A 16,241-nucleotide genomic window follows, 5' to 3' on the forward strand; every position below is an offset into this window, starting at 1 on the left:
GGTCTCGCCGCTGTTCGGGTGGAGCCAGGAGGAGCTGTACCGCGTCGCTTTCGACCGCAAGGGCACGCTGCGGGCGGCGGTCCGTGACCGCGGTGATCCGAAGACCGCCGCGGCGCTGGCCGCGTTGCTGGCGCGGGCGGATTATGAGACGCCGTATCTGTTCCTCGATCACATCCTGAACGGGCCACTGGACGGCTGTCGGCGGTTGATCGGCCGGCTGGGCGAGGAGGCGCGCGACCCGATCCAGGAACTGCTGGGTGCGGCGCTGGCGTTCGAAACCGAGGCGACGCCGACGCTGCAGGGCTTTCTCGACTGGTTCGATCGCGGCGCGGTGACGATCACGCGCGACCCGTCGGCGCCGATGGACGCGGTACGGGTGATGACGGTACATGGATCGAAGGGGTTGCAGGCGCCGATGGTGATCCTGGCCGATGCGACCACCGATCCCGAACTGGCACCGCGCCGGTCGATCAAATGGGCGTTGGGGGACGCGGGGCCGGTGCCGGTGTTCCGGCCGCGCAAGGCGGAGCTGGCGGGGTCGTTGGCCGACGACTTGGCAGCGGAAGCGGAACGCGAGCGTGAGGAGCATTGGCGGCTGCTGTATGTGGCGCTGACCCGCGCGGAGGAGCGGCTGGTGATCGGCGGCGCGCTCGGCCCGCGGGCGAAGGGCGTTCCACCGGAGCGCAGCTGGTATGCGGCAATCGACCGCGCGATGACCGGGCTCGGGACGGCGGCGGTGGACGATCCGTTGTGGGACAAGGCCTGGCATCATCGCGGCCGCGTGCCCGCGTCGGCCCGGAAACCGGGCGGCGGCGGGGTGCGGCGACCGGCGCCGATGCTGGCGGAACCGGACTGGTTGCGGCGGATGGCTCCGGAGGAGGCACGGCCTCCGCGCCCGCTTGCTCCATCGTCTTTGGGCCTCGATGCGGTGGCCGATCCGCCGCCGGTTGCGGCGACGCGGGCCGCCGCCGAACGGGGACGCCTGCTGCATGCGCTGTTCGAGCGACTGCCGGCGATCGCGCCCGGCGACCGCCGTGCGGCGGGCGAACGCTGGCTGGAACAATCGGCGGGCGTCGGGGACGCGGCGGTGCGCATGGACCTGCTGGACAGCGCCTGTGCGATCGTTGGCGATGTGCGGTTTGCCGACATCTTTGGCCCCGATGCACTGGCGGAGGCGCCGATCGCGGCGGTGGTGGAAGGAGTGGTGGTGGCCGGGACGGTCGATCGTCTGTTGGTGACCGCGAGCATGGTGCGCGTGGTCGATTTCAAGACGACGCGGCGGGTGCCCGCCAGCCTGGCAGCCGTGCCGCCGGGGCATATCATCCAGATGGCGGCCTATGTCGCGGCGCTGACGGTGGTGTTTCCGGGCCGAGCGGTGTCGGCGGCGTTGCTCTACACAGGTGGACCGGCGCTCTTCGAACTCGACGCGGCGTTGCTGGCGCAGGCCAAGGCCGAGTTTGTTGCCGCGGAGCAAAAGCAGTCGCGGTTCGGTTGAGACGACCACCCGGTCGCACTACATGCAGAGCCAAGTTGCAGGAGATGCCGAGATGGCCACCAAGAAGATCACCGACACCAGTTTCCACGCCGACGTGCTGGCCGCCGATGGCCCCGTGCTCGTCGATTTCTGGGCGGAATGGTGCGGCCCGTGCAAGCAGATCGGCCCGGCGCTGGAGGAGCTGTCCGACGAACTGGACGGCAAGGTGACGATTGCCAAGATCAACATCGACGACAATCCCGACGCGCCCGCCAAATATGGCGTGCGGGGCATCCCGACGATGATCCTGTTCAAGGGCGGTGAGCCCGCGGCCACCAAGGTCGGTGCCGCACCGAAGAGCCAGCTCAAGAGCTGGCTGGAAGGCGCGCTCTAAGCTCGCGCTGAGTTCATATTTCGGCAGGACGGGGCCGAGGCCGTCCCGCCTCAGCCGAACATGACGTCGGCCGCCCGGTCCCACAAGGCGGGGCTGGCGGCGGCGATGGCGCCGGTTCCGGAAACGCCGACGCGGTAGGGCGATCCGTCGGGACGCGCGATCCGCCCGCCGGCTTCCTCCAGCAGCAGCGCGCCCGGCGCATGATCCCACGGCCAGGTGCGTTCAAACAGCGCGATGTCGTTCTGGCCGAGCACGAGCCGGGGATATTGTTCGCCGGCGCACCGCGGGATGGCGACGAGGTTGAGCTTGCCGGCGGAGCGCCGTTCCAGATCCTGGCGGCGGTCATCTGGGAGGAAGTGGAGCGCGAGTGCCGCGACCGGCAGCGGGCCGGCGGTGGGGGTGGTGGTGACCCGGACGTCGTCCACATAGGCGCCGCGGCGGCGGGCGGCGTGGCACATGCGGTCGCTGACCGGGTCGAGGATCCAGCTGGCTTCGCGCGCGCCGTCGACCACGAGGCCGATCATGATCGCGAACGGGTGCTTGCCCTCCGCAAAATTCTTGGTCCCGTCGAGCGGATCGATGATCCAGACGGTGCCGTTGCCGATCCCGTCGAGCATGGCGGGGTCGATCGACGCGGCTTCCTCCCCCACCACGCGTGCGCCGGGCAGCAGGCGGGCGAGCTGATCGGTCAGCAGCGCCTCGCTTTCCTGATCGACGATCGTCACCGGATCGCCGGGGGTCTTGTCCGACACCTGATCCGCGGTCAGCTTGCGGAAGCGCGGCATCATGATCTCGGTCGCCACCCGGCGCATCAGCGCCGAAACTTCGCGGTGCAATCCGTGCATGTCAGCTCCGATAATCGGCGTTGATGGCGATGTAGCCATGGGTCAGATCGCAGGTCCAGATGGTGGCCGCGCCTTCGCCCAGTCCGAGATCGACGCCGATCTCCACCTCCCGCCCTTTCAGATGTGCAGCGACGGGCGCCTCGTCATAGCCGTCGACGGCGAGCCCGGCGCTGGCCACTTGCGTTGCGCCGAAGCGGATCGCGAGCAGGTCGCGTTCGGCCGGCTCGCCCGCCTTGCCGACCGCCATCACCACCCGGCCCCAATTGGCGTCCTCGCCCGCGATCGCGGTCTTCACCAACGGGGAGTTGGCGATCGACAGGCCGATGCGGCGCGCGCTGGCGTCCGATTTCGCGCCGGTGACCGATATGGTGACGAATTTCGACGCGCCCTCGCCGTCGCGGACCACCAGCTGCGCCAACGAGCGGCAGACATCGGCGAGCGCGGCGCGGAAGGCGTCGGCGCCGGGGTCGGCCGCCGCGGTGAGCGGGGCGTTGCCGGCGTGGCCGGTGGCGAAGGCGAGGACGGTGTCGGAGGTCGAGGTGTCGCCATCGACGGTGATGCAGGAGAAACTGGCCGCGTTCGCCTCCGCCAGCATCGCCTGCAGCAGCGGGGTGGCGATGGCGCAATCGGTGAAGATGAAGCCGAGCATCGTCGCCATGTCGGGCGCGATCATGCCTGAGCCCTTGACGATGCCGACCAGCGTGACGCGGCGCCCGTCCACTACCGCATGCGCCACCGCCGCCTTGGGGAATGTGTCGGTGGTCATGATGGTGGCGGCGGCGTCCTGCCAGGAGGCGGGGGGGGCGGCGAGGACCGCGTCGATCCCGGCCTCCGCCCGGTCGATCGGCAGCGGCACGCCGATCACGCCGGTGGAGGCGATGAACACGTCGGACGGCAGGCAACCGGTCGCGCCCGCCACCCGCGCCGCGATCGCCTCCACCGCCGCGCGGCCGCGGTGGCCAGTGAAGGCATTGCTGTTCCCCGCATTCACCACCAGCGCCCGCGCGTGCCCCAGCACAAGCGCGGCGCGGCACCATTCCACCTCCGGCGACGGGCACAGGCTCTGCGTGGTGACACCCGCGACGACCGTGCCGGGCGCGAACGCCGCATAGGTCAGGTCGGCGCGGTCCCATGCCTTGTACCCCGCGCGCGCCACCCCCAACCGGACACCGGCCAGTGGCGGCAGATCGGGGAAGGGGAGGGCAAGCGGGGAGATGGCGGTCATGGGCGTCCTCGGGTGTGGTATGAATCCGCCCTTAGCGCCTTGTGGGGAGCAGGGGAATGTTCAGCGCTACCGATGTCGATCGGCGTCGCTTGTCTCTGGTCATCGTCCCGCGTCTTGTTCAAACCGGGATGATCGCGGCGCGCGCTGAACCGGCCCCGCGCAGTCATGGGCGATATGGAAACGGAAAGATGCGTCGGATCGGGATCGGAATGGCCGCGGTTGTTCTGGCTATGGCAGCGGCCTGCGGCAGCGCGCAGGACATGTCGTTGATCCCAAAGCTGGAAAAGCTGGCGAGCGCCGGAAATGCCGAAGCGCTCTATCATCTTGGCATGGCATATCACACCGGCTCGGTCATCGGTGAGGATCATCAGAAGGCGCTCAATGCCTTTCGGAAGGCTACGGCGTTGGGTGATCCGCTCGGCGCCTACAAGCTGGGCTGTTACTATGACGGGCAGGGCGATGATCTGGTGCGCCCGGACGCCGGTCTGGCATTGACGTACAAGCTTGTCGCCGCGAAGGCGGGTTATGCGCTGGCCCAGCAGGATGTGGGTGTTCTTTATGCACAGTCTGGGAACATGCCGGTCGGGCTGATGTGGATGGAGAAGTCGGCCGCACTGATGACGTTGGCGTCGGTCTATAACGGTGCGGCCGGCATCAAGCCGGACGGAGCAAAGGCCGCGGCGTATTTTCAGTTGTTCCTGACACGCAAGGCGGGCGCTGCAGCGCAGCAGCGCTGGCTGGAGGCGTTTCGCAGGACATTATCATACGCGGAGCGGGCGCGGGCCGACGAGATGGTACGGCGGTACCGCGCGGCGCCCAGTCCCCTGACGATCAAGGCGCTGAGCGGACAGGAGGCGGCCCGGGCCCTTATTGTTGGACAGTAGCAGACGTGGTCTGCGATAGCGAGGGGCAGGTCGTGCTGAACAGCCGATGCCAATCAACTTGCCGAGACGCGGAGCTTACCAAAAAAAGGCCCCGCATCGCTGCGGGGCCGTCCTTTGCCACAAGCCGTGATCGCTTAGCGCTTCGAGAACTGGAAGCTGCGGCGGGCCTTGGCTTTGCCGTACTTCTTGCGCTCAACGGCGCGGGGGTCGCGGGTGAGGAAGCCGGCGGCCTTGACGGGGGCGCGCAGGATCGGTTCGTAGCGGGTCAGCGCCTGGCTGATGCCATGCTTGACCGCGCCGGCCTGACCGGAGAGGCCGCCGCCCTTGACGGTGCAGACGACGTCATACTGGCCGGTACGATCGGCGATGTCGAACACCTGGTTGATGACGAGACGGAGCGTCGGGCGGGCGAAATACACTTCCTGATCGCGGCCGTTGACCGTGATCTTGCCGGTGCCGGGCTTCACCCAGACGCGGGCGACGGCATCCTTGCGGCGGCCGGTGGCATAGGCGCGGCCCTGCGCGTCGATGATCTGTTCGCGCAGAGGGGTGAAGACGGGTTCGGCCGCGGCCGGCGCGGTGCCGGTGGCTTCGCCATCATCGTTATAATGGACGGTCTCGGCCTTGGGCGCGGGCGCCGGAGCGGCCCCGGTCAGTGCGGCGAGATCGGCCAGCGACTGGCGGCCGTCGCTCTGGTCGTTCTGGCGGTCGTCGGTCATCGTGCACCCACCTTGTTCTTCGGGTTCATCGCGGCGATGTCCATCACCTGCGGGTTCTGCGCTTCATGGTCATGCTCGGTGCCCTTGAAGAGGCGCAGGTTGCGCATCTGCTGACGGCCGAGCGGGCCGCGCGGGATCATGCGTTCCACGGCCTTTTCCAGGACGCGTTCCGGAAAGCGGCCTTCCAGCACCTTGGCCGCGGTCACGCCCTTGATGCCGCCGGCATAACCGGTGTGCTTGTAATAGACCTTCTGACCGAGCTTGCGGCCGGTGAAGCGCACCTTGTCCGCATTGATGACGATGACATTGTCACCGCAATCGATGTGCGGGGTGAACGACGGCTTGTGCTTGCCACGCAGGACGTTGGCGATGATCGAGGCGACGCGCCCGACCACCAGACCTTCGGCATCGATCAGATGCCATTTCTTTTCGACGGTGTACGGCGTGGCCGACTTCGTCGTCTTCATCAGCGCCTTCATGGGCGTGCCTTTCAACGGAAACGAGGACGCCGCCCCTCCCGGGGCGGCGCGAACGGGTGGTCTTTCGTGGAAACGCCCCAAAGAGTCAAGCAAAGTGCGGGTTTGCTGACGGGTATCATGATACCGGGTACATTCCTTCAGGCTGTAACGGTCGATCGGCGGGCCGCGTGGGCGTCGTACCGGACGGGATAGGCACCGACGCGGTGGGCGCAGGCGACGAGCGTGGCGAGCAGCAGCGCGGCGACCGCCTGATGCGCGGCCGCGATCGGGATGGCGACGCCGGTCAGCAGCGTGGCGATGCCCAGTGCGATCTGCGCCGCGACCAGGCCGATGGTGAGCGGGAGCGCCCAGCCGGCGCCGGTCCGGGATGCACGCAGCGCGAGCGAAACCGCGGCGCCGGCGGCAATCCAGGCGAACCAGCGGTGGACGAACTGCACCACGATCGGATTGTCGATCAGGTTGGCGGCAAAGCCCCAGGGTTGCCGCCAGCCACCGGCGGGGAACAGGGTGTCGCCCATCAACGGCCAACTGTTGAAGGCGTATCCCGCGTCGAGCCCGGCGACGAGGGCGCCGATCACAATCTGAACCGCGACCACCAGCAACGCGATCAGCGACCCGGTGTGCAGGCGGGCGGGTGGCACGCCGGCATTGCGCGTCATCAGCCGCAGGTCGCGCGCTGTCCAGATCAGTCCGGAGAAGATGAAGAGCGCGGCCGACAGATGCGTGGCAAGCCGCAGGTGGCTGACATCCGGCCGGTCGACCAGGCCGGACGCGACCATCCACCAGCCGATCGTCCCCTGGAGCCCACCCAGCGCGAGCAGCGCGGCCAGGCGTGGGCCGTAGCCCCTGGGAATGGCCCGCCGCCACCAGAACCAGAGCAGCGGAAGCGCGAAGACGAGGCCGATCATCCGGCCGATCAGACGGTGGAGATATTCCCAGAAGAAGATCCCCTGGAACGCCGCCAGAGTCATGCCGCGGTTGATCTTCAGATATTCGGGCGTGGTGCGATAGGCGTCGAACTCCGCCATCCACTGCGCATGGGTCAGCGGCGGAATCGTGCCGGAAATCGGCTTCCATGTCACCATCGACAGGCCGGATTCGGTCAGTCGGGTGATCCCGCCGACCACCACCATCAGGAACACCATCGCCGCCACCAGCAACAGCCAGTTGGCGATGGCACGAGGACGGGTGGCGCGGGCATTGGGTCTGCTGATCGACATGGCCATGCTATGCGCCTGCGCGCGGATCGGTTCAATGCTTGGGCGGCGACTTGTCGCGGCGGGGCAGGGCCATTAGCTAGGACATGATGTCCCACGGCCCCAATCACCGCCTGCACGAAGGCGACGCGCTGGCCACCGCAGCGCAAGGCGCGCTGGAGCGTGCGGGCGAGCAGTGGACGCCGATGCGTGGCAAGGTGTTTCGCGCGCTGAACGGGTTCGAGCGACCGGCATCGGCCTATGACATCGCCGACGCCGTATCGAAGGCGGAAGGGCGTCGGATCGCGGCCAACAGCGTGTACCGGATCCTGGACCTGTTCGTGGGGACCAACCTGGCACGACGGGTCGAAAGCGCAAACGCCTATGTCGCCAATGCGCACCCGGATTGCCGCCACGACTGCATCTTCCTGGTGTGCGACAGTTGCGGGCAGACGACGCATATCGACAATGATCGCATCACCGACACGGTGCGCGCGGCCGCCACCGATGCCGGGTTCGAGCCCGTGCGCCCGGTGATCGAAGTACGGGGTCGCTGCGCCGCTTGCGTCGCGCAGGCATGATCCGGATCAGCCGACCCGCATGAAGGGCGGATCGGGGATGGTGGCGCGGGCTTCGTTGAGCATCATCGACCAGCGGACCGACAGATTCTGAAAATAGGGATCGTCGACCTCGATCCGGCGGCGGATGACGGGCCTGGCGGCATTGGCGGGGATGACCAGCACGTCGATCGGTAACCCGACCGACAGGTTCGACCGGATGGTGGAGTCGAACGACAGCAGGCCGACCTTCACCGCCTCTTCCAGTTCCGTGTCATAGTTCATCGTGCGATCGAGGATCGGCTTGCCATATTTGCGTTCGCCAATCTGCAGGAATGGGCTTTCGGGCAGGCATTCTATGAAATTGCCGGCCGAATAGACCAGGAACAGCCGGATCGGGCCGCCGCCGATCCGCCCACCCACCAGCAACGAGACGCCGCCGCTGATGTCCGCGGCGCGCAGCCCGGCGCCGATTTCGGCATCCGCCTTCATCACCGCTTCGCCCACCAGTTGCGTCACGCGAAACATCGATGGCTGATCGGCGATAATGCGGCGCCGGGCGTCGGGTTCCTTCGCTTCCAGCCCTTCGGCCAATTGCCCCAGGACATGCTGCGTCATCGACAGGTTGCCGGCGGACAAGCACATGATCAGTCGATCCGGCCCGTCCGCCAGCAGGTGCATCTTGCGATAGGAGGAAATGTTGTCGATCCCGGCGTTGGTACGGGTATCCGACATCATGATCAGCCCGTCGCGGACGTTGATACCGATGCAATAGGTCATCCCGGTACCCTACGCCCGGTTTGCCGGGATTTGAAGCGGCGGGGAAGACCGGACGCGTGTCATCCCTGTGACTGGGTTTGCGCACGGCCGACGTGCACGCCGACGTCGAGCGTTTCCAGACCACCGCCGGTGCGGGCACCCGAGACCGGTGCCGCCTCACGATAGTCGAGGCCGATCGCGACGCGCACATAGGCGTCGTCGGGGCAGATGGCGTTGGCGGGATCGAACCCGACCCAGCCGATCCCGTCGATATACGCTTCGGCCCACGCGTGCGCGGCGGGCTGGTCCGACGCGCCGTCGCGGCGGAACAGATGCCCGGAAACATAGCGCGCCGGCATGTGCAATGCACGGGCCGCCGCGATGAAGACATGGGTCATATCCTGGCAGACGCCGTGCCCCGCCGCGAAGGCGTCGGCCGCCGATCGTTCGACATCCATCGCGCCGGTATCGAACCGCATCCGCTCGCCGATCCCGCGGTTCAGCGCATGCGCGCGTTCCAGTGGATCGGCCAGCCCCAGCATCTCCTGCGCGAAGGCCGTGATGTCGGGGCCGGTTTCCGTAAGCGGCGTGCCGCGCAGGAAGACGAGCGGCGACAGGGGTTCGTTCGCGCCCTGGACGATGCCGGCGGTGTCCTCGGTCAGGATTTCGCCCTGAACGATCAGGGTGATTTCCCGCACCGGACCTTCGACGTAGAGCATCGCGGTTTCGTTGCCGAACCCGTCGCGGCGATAGCGGAGCCGCGCATCGCGATCGACGTCGATCCGCCAATCGACGACATGCTGCCCGACATGGCTGGACGGCGTCATGCGCAGCAGCTGGATCAACCGTGCCTGCGGCTGGCTGTAGCGATAGGTGGTGCGGTGGTGAATGGAGAGGCGCATCAGGCGAACCGGAACTGGATGTTGATGAGTTGATCGATCCGCGCATTGCCGACGATGTAGGCGCCGAGCCATTCGTGCAGGCCGCCGGCGAAGATCGCGCTGATCGTGCTGTTGGCGAGCGTGGCCTGGCGCGCGCGGGCGGCGCGGTCCGCCTCGCCCTGCAGCCCGCGCAGCTTGGCGAGGGCATTGAGCAGCATCACGACCTCGTCCGCGGAGGCGAGCAGCGAGCGCGGCATTTCCCGCCGCAGGATCAGCAGGTCGGCCACGCGCCACGGTTTTGGCTGGTCGCGGTATAGCCAGCGATAGGCAGTGTTCGCGGATACGGTGTGCAGGATCGTCGTCCATTGATCACGGTCGACGGCGCCGCCGACCTCCTCACCCTCCGGCAGCAGCAGGTGATATTTGACGTCGATCAGCCGCGCCGTGTTGTCGGCGCGTTCGATCGCGGCACCCAGGCTGAGGAAGAAATAGGCCTCGTTGCGAAGCATGCGATGCAGCGCGCCTTCAAACCCCCGCGATTCGGCGCGCAGGCTTTCGACCAGCGCGAGCGTCGCGTAATTGCCGCCGCTCGACGCCTGGCGGATGCCCAGCCATGCGCGGTTGATCGCTTCCCACGCATCCCGGCTGAGCGCGGTGCGCACCGATTTGGCGTTGGACCGCGCCGCATCCAGGCAGGACCGGATCGAGCCCGGATTGGCAGGATCGAGCGTCAGATAGTGGCTGACATTGGTAGGCGTCCGGTCCGCGCCGGTGCGATCGAACCCATAATCGGCGGCGGCGACGGCCAGGGCGCTGTCCCAGGCGGCCTCCCCCGCGGGGCGGGACGACAGTGCGTCGAAGCGGATCGTCGCCTCCAGCAGGCGCGACGTGAACTCGGCGCGTTCGACATAGCGCCCGATCCAGTAGAGCGCAGCGGCGGTGCGGGCGAGCATCAGCGACGCCCCATCGTCTGGCGCTGGTCGCTGGTGCGCTGGCGGCGGTCTGGCGCAGCCGACGCGCGATCCGGCGCGAGGATCAGGCTGTCCTTCGTGCCGCCACCCTGGCTGCTGTTCACGACCAGCGATCCTTCCTTCAGCGCGACGCGGGTCAGGCCGCCGGGAACGATGCTGACCCCGTCGGCGCCGGTGAGGCAGAAGGGACGGAAGTCGACATGGCGCGGGGCGATGCCGTCCTTGACCAGAGTCGGGACTGTCGACAGGGCGAGCGTCGGCTGCGCGATATAGCGATGCGGTTCGGCGATGAGCGCGGCGCGGAACGCTTCTATCTCCGCACGGCTGGCGGTGGGGCCGACCAGCATGCCGTATCCGCCCGATCCGTCGACCAGCTTCACCACCAGCTGGTCGAGATGGTCGAGCGTATATTGCAGCGCTTGCGCTTCGCGGCAGCGATAGGTTTCGACATTGGGCAGCTTGGCATCGCCCCCCGAATAATAACGCACGATATCCGGCATATAGCTATAGATCGCCTTGTCATCGGCAATGCCGGTGCCGGGGGCATTCACCAACGTGACGTTGCCGGCCAGATAGGCAGCGAGCAGGCCGGGGACGCCCAGCATCGAATCGGGCCGGAAGAAGAGCGGATCGAGATAGTCGTCGTCGATCCGGCGATAGATGACGTCGACCCGGACGCGCCCGTCGATGGTCCGCATCCAGACGACATCGTCGTCAACCTCCAGATCGGCGGCCTCGACCAGTTCGATCCCCATCGAATCCGCCAGGAAGCTGTGTTCGTAGAAGGCGGAATTATAATGGCCGGGCGTGAGCAGCACGCAGACCGGCATGTCCGAGCGCGGCGAAACCGATTGCAGGGTTTCGCGCAGCTGATCGGGATAGGTGTCGACCGGGAGCACGTCATAGACCTGGAACAGTTCGGGGCAGAGCCGCAGCATCGCTTCGCGATTTTCCAGCATGTAGGAGACGCCGGACGGCGTGCGGGCGTTATCTTCCAGCACGAAGAAATCGGTCGGGCCGGTGCGAACCAGATCGATGCCGCAGATATGGGCGTAGATCCCGTGCGGCGGGCGTGCTCCCATCAGCAGCGGCCGGAATTGCGGGTTGGCGAGCACCAGTTCGGCAGGAACGATGCCATCCTTCAGGATGCGTTGCGGCCCGTAGAGATCGTCGAGGAAGGCGTTGATCGCCTCGACCCGTTGGGTGAGGCCCGCCGACAGCTGTGCCCATTCGGGCGCGGTGAAGACGCGGGGGACGATGTCGAACGGGATGATCCGCTCCGCCGCCTCTTCCTGGCCATAGACCGCGAAGGTAATTCCCAGCTGCCGGAACGCCGCCTCCGCCGCGGCCTGGCGCCGGTCGAATTCCGCGGTGTCCGTGTCGCGGATCCACTCCGCCAGATGCGTGAATTCCGGGCGCCCGTCGCGGCTGCCGGAATTGCCCCAGATTTCGTCGAAAGCACCGGTTCTAGGCATGGACCTCCTGATACGCGTCCCGGGGTGGCGCGTGCGGCAAGACTGCATGCGTTCGTTGCGCCGCACAAGGGGGCTAAGTGGCCGGCGTGCCGCCAACCCTAACACAAAAATTACCATTCGGGACCTAAGCGCAGCATGCAGGCATCCTACGGAGCATCGGGTGAGCCATCGTGAACGCCAGGTCTTCTTCGATGCTTCGGGCCGCCGCGGGCGCTGGACCCGGCGCTGGCTGAGAGTGTTGACGATCGTCCTGATCGCTGCCTTTGCGGCGGCGGCAGGCGCGGTGCTGATCACGTCGCCGGGTGAGCCGTTGCGGTTTCCACAAGACCATCGGCGACCACAGGCGCTGACAGCCCGCCCATCCGCCACGGTCGCGGGCGCATGGCGGACGCCCGATGCCACGCTGGCGGCACGGCCGACCGACACGATCGGTTTTTACATGCCGTGGGACGACAATGCGCGCCGGTCGCTGGAACGGAACGCCGGGGCGATCGACTGGCTGGTGCCGGGTCTGGCGACGGTGACCGGGCCGGACCATCGCTTCCGCCATGAACCGGATGCGCATCTGCGGGCGGTGCTCGCGGACATGGCGCAGGCGCCGAAGCTGATGGTGATGGTCCAGAATGCGGAGGAGTCCGGTGACTGGGATGGAGCGGGGACCGCGGCGATGCTGGCAGACCCCGTCGCGCGGCGAAGTTTCCTGGACCGGGTCGCCGCGATGCTGGTCGCCGAACGGGCGGGTGGCGTGGTGTTCGACCTGGAAAACCTGCCGGCCGACGTTCATCCTGCCTATCTGCGGTTTCTGCGCGAAGCGAAGGCGCGGTTCACGCCAAAGGGCTGGCTGGTGACGCTGGCGGTGCCGGTCGGCGATCCGGCGTGGAACCTGCGCGACTATGCGGCGGCGGCGGACCGGTTGTTCCTGATGGCGTATGACGAACATTGGCCGGGCGGCGAACCCGGCCCGATCGCGTCGCAGCCCTGGTTCGTGCATACGGTCCGTCAGGCGATCGCGGCGACCGGCCCGGACAAGGCGATCGTGACGGTCGGCAACTATGCCTATGACTGGAGCCGGGGCGGTGAAACCGCGATCCTGACCGTAGCCGACGCATGGCAAAAGGCGCGGGACGCGGGCGCGACCCCGATGTTCGATGCGGCAAGCGGGACGACGACCTTCGCCTATCAGGCCGACGGTCGGCGACATGATGTGTGGATGCTGGATGCGGCCAGTGCGTGGAACCAGCTGCGCGCGGCACGGTCGCTTGCGCCGGCCGGCATCGCGCTCTGGCGGATGGGGAGCGAGGATCCCGGATTCTGGCACGCGCTGAACCACCGGCGTGGGGATGTTCCGGATCTGACGATGCTGCCGGCGGCGGCCGGGGTCGAGATCCGGGGGTCGGGCGAAATCCTGCGGATTGCCCGCGGCGCGACAGAAGGGCGTCGGGCGGTGACGGTAGGCGGCGACGGCATGATCCATGCCGTACGATACGACCGCTTGCCGGCCGGCTATGTCGTCGAGCGGACCGGCAATGCTCGCAAGCTGGTCGCGCTGACGTTCGACGACGGACCCGATCCGCACTGGACGCCGCGGATCCTGGACATATTGAAGGCGCAGGGCGTGCCGGCAACCTTCTTTGTCACGGGCGCGAATGCGGTGCGGGAACCGGCCTTGCTCCGCCGGATCCTGGCGGAGGGAAGCGAACTGGGGAATCACAGCAGCACCCATCCCGACCTGGCCGGCTTGCCCGATGTGGCGGTGGGGATCGAGCTGAACGCGACCCAGCGCCTGGTGGAGGCCTATACCGGCCGATCGATGCGGCTGTTCCGTGCGCCCTATATGGGCGATGCCGAACCGACGTCCGCGAGCGCACTGCGCACGGCGGAGATTGCGGGGGAGCATGGCTATCTGACGGTCGGCCTGCACGTCGATCCACTCGACTGGATCGCGCCGGGTGCCGATGCGATCGTGGCCAAGACGATCGCGCAGGTCGAAGCCGGAACGGCGCGGGAGTCGGCGCAGATCGTCCTGCTGCACGATTCCGGCGGTGACCGTACGCAGACGCTGGTCGCGTTGCCGCGGATCATCCGCGCGTTGCACCAGCGCGGGTACCGGTTCGTCGGTGCGTCGCGGCTGGCGGGGCTCAGCCGCGAACAGGCGATGCCGCCGGTGGCCGGTTCGACCGCGCTGATGTCACACGCGAACCACGGACTGTTCCTGGGAATCGCGGCAGGGCAGCGCGCGCTCGCGATCCTGTTCCTGGTGGCGATCACGCTGGGCATGGCGCGAGCGCTGACGCTGGCGACGCTGGCATGGGCCACCCGGCACCGGATACGCCCGCCGGCCGCCGCGCCGCATCTGGTGCCGCGCTTCGTATCGGTGCTGATCCCCGCCTATAACGAGGCGGCGGTGATTGCCGCATCGGTGCGACGCGTGCTGGCGACCGCCGACGTGCGCGTCGAGGTGATCGTGATCGACGATGGTTCGCAGGACGACACGTCCGCTATCGTCCTGCGCGCGTTCGGGGCGGACCCGCGCGTGCAGTTGCTGACGCTCACGAACGGCGGCAAGGCCAGGGCGCTGAACGAAGGGCTGCGGATCGCGCGCGGTGACATCGTGGTCGCGCTGGATGCCGATACGCAGTTCGAGCCCGACACGATCGCCAAGCTGGCCCGCTGGTTCGCGGATCCCGCAATCGGCGCGGTCGCCGGCAATGCAAAGGTGGGCAACGCGGTCAACCTGATTACCCGGTGGCAGGCGATCGAATATGTGACCGCACAGAATCTGGAGCGACGCGCGCTGGCGGCGCTGGATGCGATCATGGTGGTGCCTGGCGCGGTGGGCGCATGGCGGCGGACCGCGCTGGACGATGTCGGCGGATATCCCGTCGATACGCTGGCGGAGGACCAGGATCTGACGATCGCGATCCAGCGCGCCGGCTGGCGCGTGGCGTGCGATATCGAGGCGGTCGCGTGGACCGAGGCACCGGAAACCGCGCGCGACCTGTTCAAGCAGCGGTTCCGCTGGGCGTTCGGCACGATGCAGAGCCTGTGGAAGCATCGCGCCGTGCTGCGCACGCGGGCCCCGCGCGGGCTGGCGCGTTACGGCATGCCGCAGGCGTGGCTGTTCCAGGTCGGGTTCGCGCTGATTTCGCCGGTGATCGATCTGGCGTTGCTGGCAAGCGTCGCCGGGACGGTCTTTCGCTTCGTGAACCACGGCATGGCCGATCTTGGCGGCAATCTGGCGGTGACCGGCGGGTTCTGGCTGGCGTTTACGATGGTGGATCTTGCCTGCGGCTGGCTCGCCTACCGGCTGGAGCCGCAGAGGACGCGGTTCCCGGCGCTGCGCCTGCTGATGCAGCGGTTCGGCTATCGCCAGCTGCTGTACCTGGTGGTGGTGAAGGCCGTGTTCGCGGCGCTCGCCGGGCCACGGGTCGGTTGGGGCAAGCTGGGCCGCAGCGGGCGGGTGACCGGCGGCGCGATGCCCGATCCGGCGGCGATCACGGTGGAGGCGGTGCCGCTTGACCAGGCGGCGTGATCGGCGACGGGTTCGGGTTCGATTGACGCGCTCCCCTCCGCCACCTATCTCGCCCGGGATATCATCGCGGGACGGCCTTGCGCCGACCGCCTGCGCATTCTTTCCAAGGAACGTCCATGTTCGCCGGCATCGCCAAGGCCATTTTCGGTTCGTCCAACGACCGTTACGTGAAATCCCTGCAGCCGATCGTCGACAAGATCGGCGGTTTCGAACCCACGCTGATCGCGATGGACGATGCGACGTTGCAGCATCAGACCGTGCTGTTCCGCGAGCGGCTGGCCGCGGGCGAGACGCTGGACCAGCTCCTGCCCGAGGCGTTCGCGACGGTACGGGAAGCGGCGCGGCGCGTGCTGGGCCAGCGGCATTATGACGTCCAGCTGATCGGTGGCATCGTGCTGCATCGTGGCGAGATCGCGGAGATGCGGACGGGCGAGGGCAAGACCCAGATGGCGACGCTGGCCGTCTATCTGAACGCGTTGCCGGGCAATGGCGTCCATGTCGTGACCGTCAACGATTATCTGGCAAACCGCGACAGCCAGTGGATGGCGCAGATCTACAGTTTTCTGGGCCTCACCACCGGCGTAATCGTGCCGAACCTGTCCGATCAGCAGCGGCGCGATGCCTATGCGTGCGACATCACCTATGGCACGAACAACGAGTTCGGGTTCGATTATCTGCGCGACAACATGAAATATGACCGCGGGATGATGGTGCAACGGCCATTCACCTTCGCGGTGGTGGACGAGGTCGATTCCGTGCTGATCGACGAGGCGCGGACGCCGCTGATCATCTCCGGCCCGACCGACGACAAGTCCGAACTGTATATGCAGGTCGATGCGGTGGTGAAGCG

14 protein-coding genes and 1 pseudogene are annotated in these 16,241 nt (G+C 67.5%); 6 read left to right on the forward strand and 9 right to left on the reverse strand.

Annotated elements, in window-relative coordinates; all coding sequences use genetic code 11:
* The coding region (locus VF649_RS02130) for a 3'-5' exonuclease (RefSeq protein ID WP_331010310.1) at positions 1–1,495 on the forward strand (1,495 nt) is incomplete at its 5' end.
* A 52-nt stretch (positions 1,496–1,547) separates the two neighbouring features.
* Positions 1,548–1,868, forward strand: a complete 321-nt coding sequence (gene trxA, locus VF649_RS02135) for a thioredoxin TrxA (RefSeq protein ID WP_331010311.1) — start codon at positions 1,548–1,550, stop codon at positions 1,866–1,868.
* Between the two features lie 50 nt (positions 1,869–1,918).
* Here the strand turns inward: trxA and VF649_RS02140 are convergent, their stop codons facing one another.
* Together VF649_RS02140 and argJ are read right to left on the reverse strand one after the other, a co-directional pair.
* Complete coding sequence (locus tag VF649_RS02140) at positions 1,919–2,713, reverse strand: inositol monophosphatase family protein (protein ID WP_331010312.1); 795 nt, start codon at positions 2,711–2,713, stop codon at positions 1,919–1,921.
* 1 nt (position 2,714) lies between these two features.
* Positions 2,715–3,938: a bifunctional glutamate N-acetyltransferase/amino-acid acetyltransferase ArgJ gene (argJ, locus tag VF649_RS02145; protein ID WP_331010313.1), complete on the reverse strand. Its 1,224-nt coding sequence runs from the start codon at positions 3,936–3,938 to the stop codon at positions 2,715–2,717.
* Positions 3,939–3,994: 56 nt separating this feature from the next.
* Here argJ and VF649_RS02150 point away from each other — a divergent pair, with 56 nt between their 5' ends.
* Positions 3,995–4,822, forward strand: coding sequence for a hypothetical protein (locus VF649_RS02150; protein WP_331010314.1), 828 nt, complete (start codon positions 3,995–3,997; stop codon positions 4,820–4,822).
* 134 nt (positions 4,823–4,956) lie between these two features.
* On the opposite strand, the gene rpsI is transcribed toward VF649_RS02150, so the two are convergent.
* The 3 genes from rpsI to VF649_RS02165 form a co-directional block, all read right to left on the reverse strand.
* Complete coding sequence (rpsI, locus tag VF649_RS02155; RefSeq protein WP_331010315.1) at positions 4,957–5,541, reverse strand: 30S ribosomal protein S9; 585 nt, start codon at positions 5,539–5,541, stop codon at positions 4,957–4,959.
* Positions 5,538–6,020, reverse strand: a complete 483-nt coding sequence (gene rplM, locus VF649_RS02160) for a 50S ribosomal protein L13 (protein WP_331010316.1) — start codon at positions 6,018–6,020, stop codon at positions 5,538–5,540. The genes rpsI and rplM overlap by 4 nt, the downstream gene beginning before the upstream one ends.
* Before the next feature lie 137 nt (positions 6,021–6,157).
* Positions 6,158–7,240 carry a COX15/CtaA family protein gene (locus tag VF649_RS02165; protein WP_414713626.1) on the reverse strand — a complete coding sequence of 361 codons (1,083 nt, stop codon included), beginning with the start codon at positions 7,238–7,240 and terminating at the stop codon, positions 6,158–6,160.
* 83 nt (positions 7,241–7,323) lie between these two features.
* Between VF649_RS02165 and VF649_RS02170 the strand changes: the two genes are divergently transcribed.
* A complete protein-coding gene (locus tag VF649_RS02170; RefSeq protein ID WP_331010318.1) occupies positions 7,324–7,797 on the forward strand; it encodes a Fur family transcriptional regulator in 474 nt (157 codons plus the stop codon).
* A 6-nt stretch (positions 7,798–7,803) separates the two neighbouring features.
* Here the strand turns inward: VF649_RS02170 and VF649_RS02175 are convergent, their stop codons facing one another.
* From VF649_RS02175 to VF649_RS02190, 4 genes are read right to left on the reverse strand one after another with little or no spacing between them, the layout of a single operon-like run.
* Positions 7,804–8,553 carry a peptidase gene (locus VF649_RS02175; RefSeq protein ID WP_331010319.1) on the reverse strand — a complete coding sequence of 250 codons (750 nt, stop codon included), beginning with the start codon at positions 8,551–8,553 and terminating at the stop codon, positions 7,804–7,806.
* Positions 8,554–8,612: 59 nt separating this feature from the next.
* Positions 8,613–9,434 carry a transglutaminase family protein gene (locus tag VF649_RS02180; RefSeq protein ID WP_331010320.1) on the reverse strand — a complete coding sequence of 274 codons (822 nt, stop codon included), beginning with the start codon at positions 9,432–9,434 and terminating at the stop codon, positions 8,613–8,615.
* Positions 9,434–10,366, reverse strand: coding sequence for an alpha-E domain-containing protein (locus VF649_RS02185; RefSeq protein WP_331010321.1), 933 nt, complete (start codon positions 10,364–10,366; stop codon positions 9,434–9,436). The genes VF649_RS02180 and VF649_RS02185 overlap by 1 nt, the downstream gene beginning before the upstream one ends.
* Positions 10,366–11,859 (reverse strand): circularly permuted type 2 ATP-grasp protein, encoded by a 1,494-nt coding sequence (locus VF649_RS02190; RefSeq protein WP_331010322.1) that lies wholly within the window; start codon positions 11,857–11,859, stop codon positions 10,366–10,368. Before VF649_RS02190 ends, VF649_RS02185 begins: the two co-directional genes overlap by 1 nt.
* 160 nt (positions 11,860–12,019) lie before the next feature.
* Here VF649_RS02190 and VF649_RS02195 point away from each other — a divergent pair, with 160 nt between their 5' ends.
* Positions 12,020–15,391 (forward strand): glycosyltransferase, encoded by a 3,372-nt coding sequence (locus VF649_RS02195; protein ID WP_331010323.1) that lies wholly within the window; start codon positions 12,020–12,022, stop codon positions 15,389–15,391.
* Positions 15,392–15,507: 116 nt separating this feature from the next.
* Positions 15,508–16,241: pseudogene (locus VF649_RS02200) on the forward strand (preprotein translocase subunit SecA); the annotation flags it as partial.

The sequence above is a fragment of the Sphingomonas sp. genome, from assembly GCF_036387535.1.
In the GTDB taxonomy this organism is placed as follows: Bacteria; Pseudomonadota; Alphaproteobacteria; order Sphingomonadales; family Sphingomonadaceae; genus Sphingomonas_R.